Source organism: Amycolatopsis speibonae, assembly GCF_042647925.1.
Lineage (GTDB): Bacteria > Actinomycetota > Actinomycetes > Mycobacteriales > Pseudonocardiaceae > Amycolatopsis > Amycolatopsis speibonae.
The window spans coordinates 1-16,245 of record NZ_JBHRWK010000050.1 but is presented as its reverse complement, the minus strand read 5'-3'; the positions used below and the strand labels follow the sequence as shown (position 1 = coordinate 16,245).

At 68.1% G+C, this 16,245-nt stretch carries 13 protein-coding genes; 8 read left to right on the top strand and 5 right to left on the bottom strand.

Annotated elements, in window-relative coordinates; genetic code table 11:
* The first annotated feature begins 44 nt into the window (after positions 1-44).
* The 8 genes from ACFOSH_RS28995 (at position 45) to ACFOSH_RS28960 (ending at position 12,097) form a co-directional block, all read left to right on the top strand.
* The gene (locus tag ACFOSH_RS28995; RefSeq protein ID WP_378242252.1) at positions 45-827 is read left to right on the top strand and encodes an Abi-alpha family protein; all 783 of its coding nucleotides are present in this window, start codon (positions 45-47) and stop codon (positions 825-827) included.
* 7 nt (positions 828-834) lie between these two features.
* Positions 835-2,079, top strand: coding sequence for a DUF445 domain-containing protein (locus ACFOSH_RS28990; RefSeq protein ID WP_378242251.1), 1,245 nt, complete (start codon positions 835-837; stop codon positions 2,077-2,079).
* Between the two features lie 189 nt (positions 2,080-2,268).
* Entirely contained in the window at positions 2,269-5,241 is a 2,973-nt protein-coding gene (locus tag ACFOSH_RS28985) for a patatin-like protein (RefSeq protein ID WP_378242250.1), read from the top strand.
* A 234-nt stretch (positions 5,242-5,475) separates the two neighbouring features.
* A complete protein-coding gene (gene ectA, locus ACFOSH_RS28980; protein ID WP_378242249.1) occupies positions 5,476-5,967 on the top strand; it encodes a diaminobutyrate acetyltransferase in 492 nt (163 codons plus the stop codon).
* Positions 5,968-6,005: 38 nt separating this feature from the next.
* Complete coding sequence (gene ectB / locus ACFOSH_RS28975) at positions 6,006-7,256, top strand: diaminobutyrate--2-oxoglutarate transaminase (protein ID WP_378242248.1); 1,251 nt, start codon at positions 6,006-6,008, stop codon at positions 7,254-7,256.
* A gap of 43 nt (positions 7,257-7,299) precedes the next feature.
* Positions 7,300-7,689 (top strand): ectoine synthase, encoded by a 390-nt coding sequence (locus ACFOSH_RS28970; RefSeq protein WP_007033454.1) that lies wholly within the window; start codon positions 7,300-7,302, stop codon positions 7,687-7,689.
* Positions 7,690-7,713: 24 nt separating this feature from the next.
* Positions 7,714-8,613, top strand: coding sequence for an ectoine hydroxylase (gene thpD / locus ACFOSH_RS28965; RefSeq protein ID WP_378242247.1), 900 nt, complete (start codon positions 7,714-7,716; stop codon positions 8,611-8,613).
* 694 nt (positions 8,614-9,307) lie between these two features.
* Positions 9,308-12,097 (top strand): AfsR/SARP family transcriptional regulator, encoded by a 2,790-nt coding sequence (locus ACFOSH_RS28960; protein WP_378242246.1) that lies wholly within the window; start codon positions 9,308-9,310, stop codon positions 12,095-12,097.
* Between the two features lie 280 nt (positions 12,098-12,377).
* Here the strand turns inward: ACFOSH_RS28960 and ACFOSH_RS28955 are convergent, their stop codons facing one another.
* The 5 genes from ACFOSH_RS28955 to ACFOSH_RS28935 all read right to left on the bottom strand — a co-directional run bounded on the left by ACFOSH_RS28955 (position 12,378) and on the right by ACFOSH_RS28935 (position 15,808).
* Entirely contained in the window at positions 12,378-13,028 is a 651-nt protein-coding gene (locus ACFOSH_RS28955; protein WP_378242245.1) for a DUF4190 domain-containing protein, read from the bottom strand.
* A gap of 162 nt (positions 13,029-13,190) precedes the next feature.
* On the bottom strand, positions 13,191-14,075 hold the full coding sequence (locus ACFOSH_RS28950; protein WP_020631924.1) for a hypothetical protein: 885 nt from the start codon (positions 14,073-14,075) through the stop codon (positions 13,191-13,193).
* Entirely contained in the window at positions 14,072-14,548 is a 477-nt protein-coding gene (locus tag ACFOSH_RS28945; RefSeq protein WP_378242244.1) for a DUF6932 family protein, read from the bottom strand. The genes ACFOSH_RS28950 and ACFOSH_RS28945 overlap by 4 nt, the downstream gene beginning before the upstream one ends.
* 92 nt (positions 14,549-14,640) lie before the next feature.
* Positions 14,641-15,081 carry a hypothetical protein gene (locus ACFOSH_RS28940; RefSeq protein ID WP_378242243.1) on the bottom strand — a complete coding sequence of 147 codons (441 nt, stop codon included), beginning with the start codon at positions 15,079-15,081 and terminating at the stop codon, positions 14,641-14,643.
* A 7-nt stretch (positions 15,082-15,088) separates the two neighbouring features.
* Complete coding sequence (locus ACFOSH_RS28935; protein WP_378242242.1) at positions 15,089-15,808, bottom strand: OmpA family protein; 720 nt, start codon at positions 15,806-15,808, stop codon at positions 15,089-15,091.
* Positions 15,809-16,245: the final 437 nt, after the last annotated feature.

The following is a 16,245-nucleotide window of genomic DNA, read 5'->3' as shown; positions in this document are numbered from 1 at the left end:
GCCTACTCGCAGGTAGCATCAGCGCGAACGTGAGGGGAGTGCCCGTGAGCAACGATCGACCCGCCGGTGACGACCTGGCCGCTTTCGCCAAACGCGCGGGGCAGCTCGCGGGCTGGGCCGCCCGCACGGGCTTCGAGTTCACTCGCAAGCTCCCCGGCGTCGAAATCGCGGAGCAGGTCATCAAACAGGGCGAGCGGCAGCTGCTTTCGGAGCTCCGCCGCCGTCTCGACGAGGTCGACGACCCGTACCACGCCGCGCCCACCGCCGCGTCGGCGATGAACCGGCCCGACAGCAACGGCGCGCGCCCGGTCGAGGCGACCATCACCCTCGTGCACACGCGCGACCGGCTCGAACCGCTCCGCGCGGCGATGGCCGAACTGCTCAACCACTCGATCGGCTTCGGCCGCGAGCGGGCGCGCGAGTACCTCTACGCGATCATCCTGCGGCAGCTGACGCCGGACGAGGCCCGCATCCTTTCCGCGCTTTCCGACGGCTCGCCGTTCCCCGCCGTCGACGTCGCCGAGCGGACCAACCTCGGCGGCGCCGGGCGGTTCGTGCTGCGCAACGCCTCCACCGTCGGCAAGGCCGCCGGGGTCTCGCTGCCCGACCAGGTGCCCGGCTACCTCACCCGGCTGATCGGGCTCGGCCTGGTCGAGCTGGACGAAGAGGTGCCGTCGCTGGAGACGCAGTACGAGATCCTGCTGACCGACGAGACCGTCCGCGAGGCGGAGAAGGCGGTCAAGCGGGCCAAATTCGTCAAGCGCACCGTCCATATTTCCCGGCTCGGCGCCCAGTTCTGGCAGGCCTGCGACCCGAGCGCCGGCTGACCCCGGCATGGGTGCGTTCCTCGACGGGATCCTCGCCGACTTCGGCCGGCACTGGCCGCTCTACGTCTCGATCCCGATCGTCGCCGCGCTCATCGGCTACACCACCAAACTCGTCGCGATCCGGATGATGTTCCAGCCGGTCGAGTTCATCGGGATCAAACCCTTCCTCGGCTGGCAGGGCATCGTGCCCAAACGCGCCGCGCGGATGGCGAGCATCGCCTGCGACACGATGACCGAACAGCTGATCAAACCGGCGGAGGTCGTCGCCCGGCTCGATCCGCAGAGAATCGCGCGGGAGATCGAAAAACCGCTCCAGGCCGCCGTCGAGGACATCGTGCGCGACGTCGCGGGCCACTACCAGCCGGGGCTGTGGGAATCGCTGCCGGTGGGGATGCAGCGGCTGGTGATCCAGCGCGTCCAGGCCGAGACGCCGAAGATGGTAGCGGCCGTGCTGGAACTGATCAAGTCCGATGTGGACAGTGTGTTCGACCTCAAGGGCATGGTGGTCACCGCCCTGGTCAAGGACAAGCGGCTGCTGAACCGGATCTTCCAGGAGGCGGGCGACAAGGAGTTCAAGTTCATCGCCCGCTCCGGCATCGTGTTCGGCGGGCTGATCGGCGTCATCCAGATGATCGCGTGGGTACTGTTCAAGTTCCCGCTGATCATGCCGCTGTTCGGCCTCTTCACCGGCTGGTTCACCGACTGGCTGGCGCTGCGCATGATCTTCTACCCGCTCGAAGAGCGCCGGTACTTCGGCGTGCGCTGGCAGGGCCTGTTCCTGAAGCGGCGCGGCGAGGTCGCGGAGGCGTACGGCGCGCTGATCGCGAAGGAGATCATCACCCCGCACAACGTGATCGAGGCGGTCCTGCACGGCCCGCTTTCGGACCGGGTGCTCGGGCTCATCCAACGTCAGCTCGACGAACAGCTCGGCCGACGCGTCGGCGTCGGGAAGCCGCTGGTGGTGTTCGCCGTCGGCAGCAGGCGGTATCAGGACATGAAGCTGAACATCGCCGAGAAGATCATGGACAAGCTGCCGGAGACCATGCGGTACATCGAGGACTACGCGAACGACGCGATGGACATCAGGAACGTGCTGGTGACCAAGATGAAGGAGCTGTCGCCGCGCGAGTTCGAGGGCCTGCTGCGGCCGGCTTTCCAGCAGGACGAATGGATCCTGATCGCGACCGGCGCCGTCCTCGGCTTCGCCGTCGGTGAGGCGCAGGTCCTGCTCCTGGAACACTTCGCCGCCTGACGTCGTCCTCATCCCTGCAATCAGTCACCTACTTGCGTGGTTCGCGTATCCAGCCGCCGCGATCGGGCACCTGATTGCGAGGGTGTGAAATTGCCCTTACGGGTGAACGAATTTCGGCACCATCGGCGGTACGCCGGTTCGGCCGTCCGGTCTACAGTGCTCGTGCACTGAGCCTTGGGGAGGGCGCACATGGCCGACGCGGGGAGTCCGTGGCCGCAGGAGATCCGGCTGGCGATGACCATGGTGGGCGGGGCGAGCCTCGCGGTCTGGATGGGCGGGGTCGCCACCGAGACCTCGCATCTGCTCCAGGCGTCGAGGACGCCGGAAGCCGAGGGGCCGTACCGCGCCCTGCTCGATCTGCTCAACGCCACCGTTTCGCTCGACGTGCTCACCGGCACGAGCGCGGGCGGCATCAACGCGGCGTGCCTGGGGCTGGCGGAGGCGTTCCGGTCGAGCCCGCAGGTGCTGCGCGACACGTGGATCAGCACGGGATCGCTCGACAACCTGATCCGCGACCCCGGCGAAAAGGAACCGCGCTCGCTGCTCGACGGCGACAAGGTCCTGCTGGCGGACCTGAAGGACGCGCTGCACCGGATCACCGACAAGGCGACGGTGAAACCCGACTGCCCCGACATCACCGTGCTGCTCACCGGCACGATGATCGACGGCGAGACGACCAGATTCGACGACGCGCTCGGAAACCTGGTGCGGGACACCGAACATCGCCTGCTGTTCCGGTTCGATGGTCCTTTATGGACGGATGACGTGGTGGGACCGCTCGCGCTCGCGGCCCGCTCCACCGCGTCGTTCCCCGGTGCGTTCGAACTTTCCCGGATGCCGATCGGCGAGAAGACCGGCCCGTTGCATCCGGACATGACCCGCTATACCGACGTCTCGCGATCGCATTGGCTCACCGACGGCGGTGTGCTGCTGAACAAACCGTTGCGCCCGGCGCTGCGGGAGATTTTCGAACGGCAGTCGCATTCGGAGGTCCGGCGTCTGCTGCTGTACGTGGTGCCGACCGCGGAGCGCGAAGCCGAGCGGGTCGTGGTCGATCCGGACCGGCCGCCGCTGCTGGGCAGCGCGATGAGCAAGGTCGTCGGCACCGTCCTGAGCCAGACGATCAGCGCCGAACTCGAAGACCTGACCCGGCACAACGACGCCGTCGTCCGGACCAGGGGGACCCGCGTTTCCCTTGCCGCGATGGGGGTTCGCGGCGGCCCGGACATGCTGGTCGACCAACGGCTGATGAACGACTACCGCGATCGGCGGGTCCAGGAGGACGCCACCGCGCTGGTCCGCGAGGCGACCCGCAGGCTTTCACTGTCCGATGTGGAGGATCAGGGCCGCCAGTGGGCGTCCGGCACGGCGGCACAGCTGCGCGCGGCCGCGGCGGCGGGACTGCGCGACGGCCTGCCTGCCAAGCCACCGAAGGACACTTGCGAACTCGACGACCTGATCGCCTTCCGCACCACGGCGCTCGACGATTCGGTCGCCACCGGCCTCCAGCTGGTGAACGCGGGCTTCCGGCTCGATCCGTCGCCGGAACAGGCGACGCAGCTCAACCGTTGCCGTGTGCTGCTGCACGAGGCAAGGCACAAGGCCGCGCGCGGCTACCGGATCGCGGGCTGGGTCACCGAACAGGAACCGCCGAAGTCCGAAGACACGCTGGCGGCCTGGATCGAGGGGCTCGCCAAGAAATGGGCCGGACTCGGCCGGTCGGACACGCTGAAGGAGGCGTGGCCGCTCGTGGTCGCCGCGCTCCGGCAGGCGACACCGATCCTTTTGCCATTGGCACAAGGGAAACCCGAAACCGAGGCCGCCGACACGGTCAGCACGCTGCTGGCGTGGACCGGGCTCACGTCCGACGACCAGAGCGCCGGCGACGCGGTCGTCACCTCGCGCCTGGTGCGCCTGCACATCGCGACCCGGGGGCTGCTCGCACAGCCGCCGTCGGTCGACCAGCGCGTCGATCTCGTTCAGGTGAGCGCCGATTCACGGACGTTGCTGGACATGAAGCGACGGCGTTCGTGGGCCAAGCTCACCGGTATGCAGGCCGACTACTTCGGCGCGTTCTACAAGGCATCCTGGCGTGCGAACGACTGGATGTGGGGCCGGGTCGACGGCGCGGGCTGGCTGTTCCAGTGCCTGCTCGACCCGAAACGCCTGCGGCTGCTGCGCGACGTCGTCGGCAGGGAAGCGTTCCGGAAGCAGGTGCGGGAGACGTTCGAGAAGATCGGCTGGCGGCAGCCCGGGACGGAAGACGGGCTGTCCCAAGCGGAAGCGGACGCCCTGTGCGCGCAACTGGCCGGGGAACTGGCTTTCCTCGGTCTCGACGGCGAACTCGCCGACAAGGAAGGCGAAGCCGCCCTCCCGATCAGCATGCCGGTGACGGCGATGGTGCTCGCGCGGGTCCGGCAGCTGGAGATCGCGCGCGAGGAGCTGCCCTGCGTCGGCCTCCACTGCGGACACGACGCGAAAACGGCCAAGGGCAACGGGAAACCGTCGGAACGGTTCCGGCAGCTGATCGCGAACGAGCCCGAAACCGACGAACAGACCCAGCGCGCGTTCCAGGCGTGCCAGGTCTCCGGCGAGCGGTTCGAACACGAACGCGGGACGATGCTGTTGACGAAGACGCTGGTCAAAGCCGGTGCCGCCGGGCTCAACGCGGCCGCGGGGGCGACGAGGGTGCCGAAGTCGGTCCAGCCCGCCGCGACCTTCGCACGGGCCGCCGGGCGCAGCGCCTGGTGGATCACGCGCGGCGCGGCCACCCTGCCGTCCCCGTGGAACGTGCTCGTCGCGCTCATCACCGTGCTGGCCGGCTTCGTCATCGGCGGACAGGGCGGCCCCGTCCTGCAGTGGGTCGGCGTGCCGGTGGCCGCGGGCGCCATCGTGTTCCTGGCGGTCAGCCTGATGACGTTGCGCAAGACGTGGCGGATGGTGCTGACGGTGCTCGTCGTGCTGGTGGGGGCGGGCCTGCTGTTCGCCGCGTTCCTGCCACCGGTCCGGGAACCGCTGTTCGGCTGGCTCGGCGACGTCGTCGCGGGCTGGCGGCGTGGCGAGGCGCCGGTCTGGTGGCTGGTCGTGTGCCTGCTGCTCGTGCTGCCCGCCATCTGGACGCCGGTCGGTTCCGTCTTCCGGCGGCGTGCCCGCCGCAAGTAGTCCTCTACTTGCGGATCAGGGCCCCGAATCGCGTCCTGACCGTGCGACGAGGTGGTGACGGTTGGTATCGTCACATTCGGTGAGACCGCATCGAAGCGGCCTTACCCACAAGTGCTGCGTTTCAAACGTTACCGTTACCTTTGTCACGTGTGTTTCGAGGTTGTTGCAGGTAGCCGCGTTGCCGCCGCCGCGCTGATCTGACCGCGCCCGAATCCTCCGGTACGTTTCTTGGACATGTCCGGAAAGCACTTGATCGAAAATCCGACCAAGGCAGACGGTGCCGCGCTCTGGAGAATCGCCCGCGATTCGAAGAAGCTCGATCTCAACACGCCTTACGCCTATTTGCTGTGGTGCCACGATTTCGCCGACACCTCGGTCGTCGGACGAGTCGACGGCCTGCCTGTCGGCTTCGTGCTCGGGTACCGGAAGCAGGACACCGGCTTCGTCTGGCAGGTCGCGGTCGACGCGTCCCAGCGCGGAAAAGGCCTGGCCGGGGCACTGCTCGACGAGCTGTTCAGTCAGCTCACCGCCCAGGGGGTGCGGTACCTCGAAACGACGATCACCCCGGACAACGAGGCTTCGATCCGGTTGTTCGCCTCGTTCGCCAAGCGGTGGGACGCCACCTTGGAACGCCAGGATCTGTTCTCCGCGGCGGATTTCCCGGCCGAGGAAGGAACGCATGAGCAGGAGGACCTGTACCGAATCGGTCCGCTCAGCAGTCAATAGAACGTAAATCCGGGGATCCCAGGGAGAAAGAAAAAGCAATGAATATTTTCGAGGAACTCGAATCCGAAGTACGCAGTTACAGTCGTGGCTGGCCCGTGGTGTTCGACAGGGCTCAGGGAAGCTACCTGTACGACGAAGACGGCAAGGCCTATCTCGACTTCTTCGCCGGCGCCGGCGCGCTCAACTACGGGCACAACAACCCGGCGCTCAAGCGGGCCCTGATCGACTACATCGCCCGTGACGGCGTCACCCACGCGCTCGACATGTACACCGTGGCCAAGCGGGACTTCCTCGAGACGTTCAAGGAGAAGATCCTCCAGCCGCGCGATCTCGACTACAAGGTCGTCTTCCCCGGCCCCGGTGGCGCGAACGCGGTCGAGGCCGCGCTGAAGCTCGCGCGCAAGGTGACGGGCAAGGAGTCCGTCATCAACTTCACCAACGCCTTCCACGGGATGACGCTGGGCGCCCTTTCGGTGACCGGCAACTCGATGAAGCGCGGCGGCGCCGGTGTCCCGCTGGTGCACGCCACCCCGATGCCGTACGACAACTACTTCGACGGCTCCATCCCGGACTTCCTCTACTTCGAGAAGCTGCTCGAAGACTCCGGCAGCGGCCTGAACGAGCCCGCTGCCGTGATCGTCGAAGGTGTCCAGGGCGAGGGCGGCATCAACGCCGCGCGCATCGAGTGGCTCAAGGCGCTGGACGACCTGTGCAAGAAGCACGGCATCCTGCTGATCCTCGACGACGTCCAGATGGGCTGCGGCCGCACCGGCCCGTTCTTCAGCTTCGAGGACGCGGGCATCAAGCCCGACATCGTCTGCCTCTCGAAGTCCATCGGCGGCTACGGCATCCCGATGGCGCTGACGCTGATCCGCCCGGAACTCGACGTCTGGGAGCCCGGCGAGCACAACGGCACCTTCCGCGGCATCAGCCCGGCGTTCGTCACCGCGACCGAGGCGCTGCGCGTCTATTGGAGCGACGACGAACTGGAGAAGTCGACCAAGGCCAAGGGCGAGCGCATCGCCGCCGCCTTCCAGGGCATCGTCGAGGCGTACCCGGACGCGAACCTGTTCGCGAAGGGCCGCGGCCTGGCGCGCGGCATCGAGTTCCCCAATGGCGACCTCGCGGGCAAGGTCTGCGCCGCCGCGTTCGAGCGCGGGCTGCTGATGGAGACCTCCGGCCCCGACGGCGAGGTCATGAAGGTGCTCCCGCCGCTCACCCTGACCGAGGACGAGCTCACGAAGGGCCTGTCGATCATCGACGAGGCCGTCGCCGCCGTCCTCACCTGACCCGAACCGACCGCCACTACCGAGAACGAGAAGGAGTTTTCCGTTGCTTGTCAGAACACTCGACGAGGTCACCGACACCGACGCCGACATCAAGACCCCGAACTGGCGCAGCAAGCGCATCGTGCTGGCCAAGGAGGGTGTCGGTTTCTCGGTGCACGAGACCACGCTGTACGCCGGGACGGTCAATGACTTCTGGTACGCGAACCACATCGAAGCGGTCTTCATCACCTCCGGTGAAGGAGAGCTCGAAAACACCGCGACCGGCGAGGTCTTCCAGCTGAAGCCGGGCACGTTGTACCTGCTCAACGACCACGACAAGCACCAGGTCCGGCCCAAGACCGAGATCAAGTGCGTCTGCGTGTTCAACCCGCCCATCACCGGCCGCGAGGTCCACGACGAAAACGGCGTGTACCCGCTCGTAACCGAACCCTGAGTTTCGCTCGAGGAGGCGACTGCATTGACGCTGACCGACACCCGAGTCGACGACAGTTACCCGACACGCATCACGGGTAAACCCGAACACCTGCCCCGGACGCACCCCACCGTCTGGGGCAACGAGGCCGACGGTCCCCTTGACGCGGCCACGCTCGCCAACCACGACACCCGTGGTTACACCGTCGTCGACCAGTTGTTGTCGCCAGGTGAGATCCAGGCTTACTGGCAGGAACTCGTCCGCATGTCCTCGCAGGACCATCGCGACGACGAGCGCGTCATCACCGAGTCCCGGACCGGTGAGGTCCGCTCCATCTTCGACGTCCACGAGACCAGCGAGCTGATCGCGGAACTCGTCCGCGACCCGCGCGTGCTCGACCGGGCCCGGCAGATCCTCGGCTCCGAGGTCTACATCCACCAGAGCCGGGTGAACTACATGCCCGGCTTCAAGGGTACCGGGTTCTACTGGCACTCGGACTTCGAGACCTGGCACGCCGAAGACGGCATGCCGGCGCCGCGCGCGGTCAGCTGCTCCATCGCGCTCACCGACAACTACCCGTTCAACGGCGGGCTGATGGTGATGCCGGGGTCGCAGCGGACCTTCGTCCAATGCGCCGGGGAAACCCCGGAGGGCAATTACAAGAGCTCACTGAAAGAGCAGCGGGTCGGTGTTCCGCATGAGGATGACATCACCAAACTCGCCGCCGAATGCGGAATCGATCAATTCACCGGACAAGCCGGTTCGGCGCTCTGGTTCGATTCGAACGTGATGCACGGTTCGTCGAACAACATCACGCCGTACCCGCGGTCGAACATCTTCATCGTGTTCAACAGCGTCGAGAACGCGCTGCGGGAGCCGTTCGCGGCCATCGAACGGCGCCCGACGTTCATCGCCGGCCGTGACTCGAGCCCGCTGGCGCGCTGACGAACCGCAGGTGGCGAAGGCCATGACGGGGCGCCTGTAGCCGTCGGTGTGCGCCCTGTTACGTTGTCGCCACGTGGGCGGGCCAGTGGGCTCGCACGCGTTGCTTGTTGTCGACGACCGCACGGGTTCTTCGCTCGGGGTGAGCCCCCGGACGGACGTGGACGCCGATGTCCGGTGTGGGTCGCGCCCCCAGGCGGCCCAAATCGGACATCCCCCAGGCTCCGTGCCATCAGATCGGGACTGATGGCACGGAGCCTTTTTATTGCCCTTTTACTGCCACGGCCGACCTTCACCCTTGCCTGGGTCCGTGAAGGCCTCCTTGCCTACCCTGAAGGTAGGGAAGGAGGCCTTCACGGACTTGTGGATCGCCACTTTCGCCCCACGCGCACCAGCAGTCACAGCGGATGCGTGTGAAGGCCCCCTTCACGGACTTCAAGACAGCCAGGGCGGCGGTGACGCGTCGGTCCAGGTGGTCGTGAGTGGCAAGTGGGGTTAGAACGACACTTGCCACTCACGACCACCGCGCCCCACCAGAGTCGCGACTGCGTCTGCCCCGCCCCAGACCGCGTCCGGCCTGCACTGGTCGTTTCTGCCCCGCTATGTCTCTCTTCCCTCGCGTTTTCTGGTTGGCGGCGTCTTCGCGCGGTAGGTTGGCTACTCCGGTAAGGGGAGAGATCGGGGGAGGGGGTTCGTCATGGGCGAAAGCGGTTCCCCTGCCCACTTCCAGCTCCTCGGTCCCGTGCGGCTCCTCGACGGCGAACGCCCGGTCCCCGTCGGCGGTCCCGGCGTCCGCGGTCTGCTCGCGCTGCTGGCCTTGAAGGTCAACAAGGTCGTCGCGCTCGACGAGATCATCGACGCGCTTTGGGGCCACGACCCGCCGGCCACCGCCCGCACGATCGTCCACGGCAACGTGTCCCATCTGCGGCGGGTGCTCCGGGACATCCAGGGCGACCATCCGCGCGGCGCCCGGATCCTCACCGCCCCGCCCGGCTACCAGCTCACCGTCGAACCCGCCCGGATCGACGTCCATCGCGCCCGGTCACTGCTGGAGCAGGCTTCCGCCGAAGACCCGGACAAGGCGTCCGAGCTGCTCGCCGAGGCTTTCGCGCTTTGGCAGGGTCCCGCGCTGGCAGGCGTCCCGGGTTCGGTCCGCGCCCCCGAGCTGGAGGATCTGAGGCTCGCCGTCCACGGCGCCAGGGTCGACGCGGACCTCGAACTCGGCAGGCACGCGGAACTGATCGTCGAACTCAGCCCGATGGTCCGGGCGAACCCGCTCGCCGAGCGCACGGCCGGTCAGCTGATGCGCGCGCTCTATCACGCCGGGCGCCGCGGCGACGCGCTCGAGCTCTACCGGACGGTGTCGAGGGCGACCTTGCGGACGCTAGGCGTCGAGCCCGGCGCGGATCTGCGCTGGCTGCACGAACGCGTCTTGAACGACGATCTGCCGGTCAAGGTCTTCGCGGAACCGAAGTCCGAAGCGCATCCCGTCCAGCAGTTGCCGCCCGCCGTGCCGAACCTCGCCGGGCGCGAGGCCGATCTGGCCTGGCTCGACGGCCTTGCCCAGCGGGCCGAAGCGGGCGAGACCGCGGTCGGCGTGGTCACCGGGACCGCCGGGATCGGCAAGAGCAGCCTGGTGGTGTGGTGGGCGCATCGTGCCGCCCGCCGCTTCCCCGACGGCATCCTTTTCGCCTCGCTGCGGGGTTTCGATCCGCATCACCCGCCGTTGGAGCCCGCCGACCTGCTCACCCAGTTCCTGCTCGGGCTCGGTGTCCCCGCCGAGGGTGTCCCCGAACAGGTTCACGAACGCGTCGCCCTCTACCGCTCGATGATCGCCGGGCGCCGCATGCTGGTGATCCTCGACAACGCCCGCTCCGCCGAGCAGGTCCGGCCGTTGCTGCCGCCGGGTTCGCGGTCGATGACGCTGGTGACCAGCCGCTCCCGGCTCGACGGGCTCGCCGTGTCCAACGCCGCCAAACTGCGCGTCCTCGGCACACTCGCACCCGGCGACGCCGTCCGGCTGATCGAAGAACTCGCCGGGCCCGCCGGATTCGACCTCAACCACGCGCTCGCCCGGCTCTGCGGCTATCTCCCGCTGGCGCTGCGGATCGCGGGCGCCCGGCTCGCCGCCAGCGCGCAGTGGTCCGCGCAGGATCTGGTCGACGAGCTCGGCAACGAACGCACCAGGCTGGCCGCGCTCGACGTCGAGGGTCCTGACGACGGGGTCCGGGCGGCGTTCGACGTCTCGTTCCGCGGCCTGCCGCCCGAGGTCGCGAACACGTTCCTGCGGCTCGGTGTGGTGCAGTGCGTTTCGGCCGGTTCCCATCTGACGGCCGCGATCGGCGGGATCACCGTCGCCGAGGCGCGGAGGCATCTGCGGGTGCTCGCCGCGCACAACCTGCTCGCCGAAACCGGCCGCGACTCCTTCGTCCCGCACGACCTCGTCCGCCTGTTCCTCCGCGAACTGGCGGAGAACGAACTCGACGAGACCGACCGGGAAGACGTCCTGACACGATCGGTGCGGTTCTATCAGGCCGTCGCCGACCGGGCCCGGCGGAAGATGCTGCGGATCGTCGACCCCCTCGACTTCACCGGCGTGCTGACCGACGCGCAAGTGCCGCCGCTGAACTCCTTCACCGAAGCCCAGGACTGGTTCACCGCGGAATGGGAGAACCTGGTCGAAGTTCTCGAAGCCGCCCGGACGGCCGAACGGCACGACGACGTTTGGCAGCTGGCGCGCGTCGCGCACACCTATCGCGCGGTGTACCCGCTGCTGGACGAGTGGACGCGGCTGGTCGAGATCGGGCTGGAGGCGGCCGAGCAGTCGGGCGACGTCCTCGGCCGGTGCTGGATGCTGATCTCCCGCTGCGCCATCGCGCTCACCTTCGAACTGCCGCAGGGCTGTCTCGCCGACGCCGAAAGCGCGCTGGAACTCGCGAGCGCGATCGGCGACAACCGGCTGATGGTCTCGGCGAACATCCACCTCGGCTCCGCGCTGACGGTGCTGGGACGGTATGACGAGGCGATCAGGACGTTGCGGCAGGCGGTCGACGAGACCGACCGGACCGGCGATCTCGAACTGCGCGGGCAGGCGCTCAACAACTGCGCGGAGGCCGAAAAGCGGGCCGGGCGGTTCATCGAGGCGATCGGGCATCAGGTCGCCTCGCTGGAGATCGACCGGACGCTCGGCGACGAAAGCTACGTCGTCGTCTCGCTGAACAACCTGGCCGAACTGAGCATGCGGATCGGCGAACTGGCCGCCGCCGAGCGCTATGTCTGGGAGGCCGTGGACCTGACGATCAGCCGCCGGTTCGTCCTCCAGGAGGGCGTGCTGCGGCTGACCCTGGGCCGGGTGCTGCGGGCCGGGTCGGATGTGGACGGTGCCCGCGAGCAGTTCTCGCTCGCGCTGAAGATCCTGGCGGACGCCAATCCGAAGCTCGCCGGGATGGTCCGCGCGGAACTCACCGACCTCGGCGAAGGCCCCTGAGTGATCCTTAGCGGATTCTTAGTGGCCTCGCCTCTCACGCGCGTAGGGTCCGGTTCAGTGTCGATCGAGCCCTAGGGGAGGGGCATGCGGTAGTGATCGGCGCTCGGGCGGACCCTTCGGGATCCGTCTGAAGAGCCGCCAGGAGCGGCTCGTGGCGGTCCGGCCGGTGGAGGTGGGGGCGATACCGGCCGGCCGCCAGGCGGTCACCATCGCGTTTCGTCCTCTGAATGCGGTTCTTGCCCACACGACTACCGCATTCAGAGGACGGAACGCGCGGGGATCAGCCCGTGCTCGCGGTGCACAGGGCGATGGTCTGCCCCTTGTTCTCCGCCACCTTCTGGCCGTTGACCAGGATCGTGCAGGCGATCTGGTTGCTGACCGTCGAGTTCCGGGTGTCCGCGGTGACGGTGAGCAGGTAGTCGCCCGAGTTGAAGGACGCCGTGCCGCGCCAGTCGTCGGTGCTCGCCGGGGTCGTCTCGCTCCGCTGGTCGTTGAGCGAACCGAACCGGACGGTCGCGCCGCCGGAAGCGCTGACGACGAACTCCACCGTGTTCCTGTCCCCGGCGACAGCCGGGATGTGCAGTCCCGACTGACCAGTAGCAAAGAAGTTGGTGTAGACCAGTAACCCGCTCGCGGCCAGCAAACCGGCGATGGAAAGCGCGAGACCCGCGATCCCCATTCCCTTCTTGTCCGCTTCACCCTTCTTGATTTTGGTCAAACCGATTACGGAAAGAACCGCCCCGATCACGGCGAGCGGCCAGGCGGCGAGTCCGGCGACCGGGACGAAGGCGACCCCGAGTGCCGCCAGTCCAACCAGGAAACCGGCGATGACCAGGCCGTTCTTGGGCTTCCGGTGGCGGGTTCCGTGCGCGGCGAACCCCGGGCCGTAGCGGGTGGCCGGTGGGTGCGGGAGAGGTGGATCGGTCGGCATGCGTGCCCTTTCGGAGGCTTCCGTCCGAAGACGTTAACCCATCGTTCGGGGCAATGGCCGAAATTGTTACCTGCCGGAAAAAGTCATCATTCCACAATGATCAAGCGGTCACCGATATTTTCTGACGAGAATTGTGGCATCGCCGAAATATCGGAAACCCGATCACTGATCGAACAGACTGACTTCGGGGGTGATCTCGAGCAGTTCGTGCACCGGGCGGCCGCGGCGGCCGTCGATGGTCGTCGTCCGCACGACCCGCAGCCGCGCGGTCACCGGCCGGTCCAGGTTCTCCTTGATCTCGTCGAGCAGATCCGGCGCGACAGCGCCCTGGATCGTGCCGCCCGATTCGCGTTCGAGATAGAAGATCCGGCGCCGGGTGCGGACGCCGTCCAGCCTGCCGCTGACCGTCTCGTAGCCGACGGCCTCCCGCGACTCGCGCAGGCTCCCGGACAGGATCCGCGCCTGCTCGGTGGTCATGCTGCGGGTCAACTCGTCGCCTGCCGTCGGGGTCATGGCCATGCCGATCCCGGCGTGCTTGCTGACAGCGTTGACGATGTCGCTGACCGCGTTGCGGACGGTGTCGCGCTGCAGCAGCACCGCGTCCAGCGCGCCGTCGTCGGAGCCGTTGGCCGGCAGGAAGTCGCACAGTTCCTTGACCGCGCGTTCGGACAGCGACTCGAGCCCGTCGTGGATCAGCGCGTCGTCGAGCGCCGGTTCGGGGAAGCCGAAGAAGATCGCGTTGCCCGCCTGGCCGCGCTGGATCAGCGGCGCCTTCTCCCGGTCTGCGGGCTGGACGAAGGTCACCTCGCCCGACGGGTTGCGGATGATGTGCCCGATCTTCGCCGTCGCGTCCTGCAGCGCGCGGCTGATGTCCGAGAAGGTGTACGCGTCGAGGTGCGACTCACCGATCACGGACACGCGAAGCAGCGGCGAACGCGACGTCCGCTCGAACTTCGCGTACGCGGCCATCGCCGACGCGCGGGCGAGGTCGTCGAGCCAGGTGCCACCGGGGATCTCGTCGGCGATACGCCGGAATTCGTTCCTCACCAGATCACTTCCGGAATTCCCCTGCCACCCGATGCCCACACTTCTTCCCAGATCTCCTCGTCGCCGGGGCGGCAGAGGAAGCCGTCGAGCATGCCGCCGACGGGCTGGACCTGGTCCAGGTACATGGCGGGCTGGCCGACGATGACCCCGCGCAGCGTCAACAGTCCGTACAGCGCCGAGCGGCCCGTGTCGTCGAGCCGTTTGAGCGCACCCCATTCGTCCGGGATCAGCACCACGTCGAGCCCGAGCGGCGCGTGCGGGGTCCTGGCGGTCAGCGCGCCGCCGATCCACGCGCGGCCGGTCGGCATGATCCGCCGGGCGACCCCCAGGTAGCTGTTCAGCGCGCTGAACAGGATCTCCCGGTCGTTCTGGTGCGGCGCGTCGAAGACCAGCCGCTCGTAGACATCGGCCAGATCAGCGGGATGGCGGCCCGGGGGCAGCAGGTTGTGCGGCGTCCAATAGGGGAGCGCCAAATCGGAGCCTCCTTCGTGTGCCGGAGCTCCCGATCGAAGAAACGTACCCGGCGTCACGCTCACAGTGCGTAGCCGAATTTACCAGGCGAGTGTCAGCTGCCCTGCCCCGGCCGGTATTCGGACCCGCGTCCGGCGGGCGGCCAGTCCTCGTCACTCGGCCAGACCGGTTCCGGTTCGTGGCCGTGGCCGCCGTTCCGGCCCGCCGGCTCCGGTTCCTCCGGGTGGTAGGCGCGCACCGGCTCCGGGGTCAGCTGACCCTCGCGGTGGCCTTCCGCCTCCTGGTCGTACGGGTCGTCCTCGTCCTGGAGCCGGGCGGGCGGGATGAACTGCGTCTGTTCGGAGGAGAGCAGCTCGGGCACGGGCTCGGGCTCGGGCTCGAAGTGGGCCGCGGTGGCACGCTCCGGTTCGCGGGCCGCCGGTTCGGGTGCCGTGCGCTCACGCCGTTCGCCGCGCGTCAACAGCCAGGTGACACCGCAGCCGAGGGCGAAGGAGATGAGCAGCCAGACCCAGATCTGCCCGAAGAGCCAGAACATTCAGCCATCACCTCTGTTCTGCCGTGATGTCGACGCGGCGGCCCTCGCCGCTCGCGCCGTCGGAGTTCTTGCGTTGGGTGGAGTACGCCTGGTCGCGTTTGACCCCGTTGCGCTCCAGCAGCCGTTCCACCGCCAGCGCCCGGCTCAGCGAAAGCTTCTTGTCCGAACCGGTCGCGACCGTTCCGGTGATCCGGAAGCGCAGTTCGCGCGGCGCGTCCGTGAGCAGCTTCGCGACCTCCAGTGCGCCGCGTTCGCCGTCCGGGGTGAGCTCGGTGGTGTCCGGCTCGAAGGCGATCGGCGTGGCGGCCAGCAGGCGGTCGATCTCGGCCTGGAAACCGGCCTTGTCGGTCGGCTTTGCCGGAGCTGTAGAGCTGGGTGGCGGGCTCGGCGGGGCGGGCGGCGGGCTCGACGGCTCGCCGCTGGTCGTCACCGGCCCGGGAGGCGGGGCGGTGTCACCGGAGATCTCGACCGTGCGGACCCCGTCGATCCGCTGGATGGCGTCCATCGCCTGCGCGGCCTTGTCCGGCGGGAAGCCGGTGAGGTTCGCGTCGCGGCCGGAGAAGCTCACCTGGCCGCCGGAGACGCCGACGTCGGCGAGCGCGTTTTTCGCGCGCGCCGCCAGCGTGGCCTCGATGTCGTCCGAGGTCGACCAGACGGAAATCGCCGTCAAGGCGAGCGTGACCAGCAGCGCTGTAGGCAGCAAGCGGCTCCAGCGTGTACCGGGCATGAAGGGACTGTAAGCCGCGTCCGGCCGGTTAGCGACCCGGGTTTCAGCACGTCCGGACCGGTGTCCGGCGTGCGGCGGGCGCGGTCCGCCGGGGTGGCTACAGCGTGCGGCGCACCTCTCTGGCCTGCGGTGTCGGTGCGGGTGAGAGGCGTCCGGAGGGGCCGCGCGCCGACCCCGGCGTGCGATCACCGGCCGGTCGAGACATAACCCTTTCGGGTGACACCGCTAGGTGGTCCGGTGGGTCGTGAGTGGCGTTTCGGGTATTGACCCGAAACGCCACTCACGACCGACTGGACCCACCACGGCGGGGTGAAGGTCGAGTTTCCTCGGCTGAGAGGCTGTTGCGTTTTCGGATTGGGGTTCGTTGGTGTTGGTGGGGCGGGGCCGGAGGCCCTGCCCCATCACACTGTCTGGGGCTGGGTGGTGGTGAAGAGGCG

Excerpts from the sequence above, each read along its gene's own strand:
- ACFOSH_RS28955 (WP_378242245.1), bottom strand. The coding sequence starts at position 13,028 with ATGCCGACCGATCCACCTCTCCCGCACCCACCGGCCACCCGCTACGGC.
- ACFOSH_RS28935 (WP_378242242.1), bottom strand. The coding sequence starts at position 15,808 with ATGCCCGGTACACGCTGGAGCCGCTTGCTGCCTACAGCGCTGCTGGTC.
- ACFOSH_RS28960 (WP_378242246.1), top strand. The coding sequence starts at position 9,308 with ATGGGCGAAAGCGGTTCCCCTGCCCACTTCCAGCTCCTCGGTCCCGTG.
- ectA (WP_378242249.1), top strand. The coding sequence starts at position 5,476 with ATGTCCGGAAAGCACTTGATCGAAAATCCGACCAAGGCAGACGGTGCC.
- ectB (WP_378242248.1), top strand. The coding sequence starts at position 6,006 with ATGAATATTTTCGAGGAACTCGAATCCGAAGTACGCAGTTACAGTCGT.
- ACFOSH_RS28990 (WP_378242251.1), top strand. The coding sequence starts at position 835 with ATGGGTGCGTTCCTCGACGGGATCCTCGCCGACTTCGGCCGGCACTGG.
- ACFOSH_RS28985 (WP_378242250.1), top strand. The coding sequence starts at position 2,269 with ATGGCCGACGCGGGGAGTCCGTGGCCGCAGGAGATCCGGCTGGCGATG.
- ACFOSH_RS28940 (WP_378242243.1), bottom strand. The coding sequence starts at position 15,081 with ATGTTCTGGCTCTTCGGGCAGATCTGGGTCTGGCTGCTCATCTCCTTC.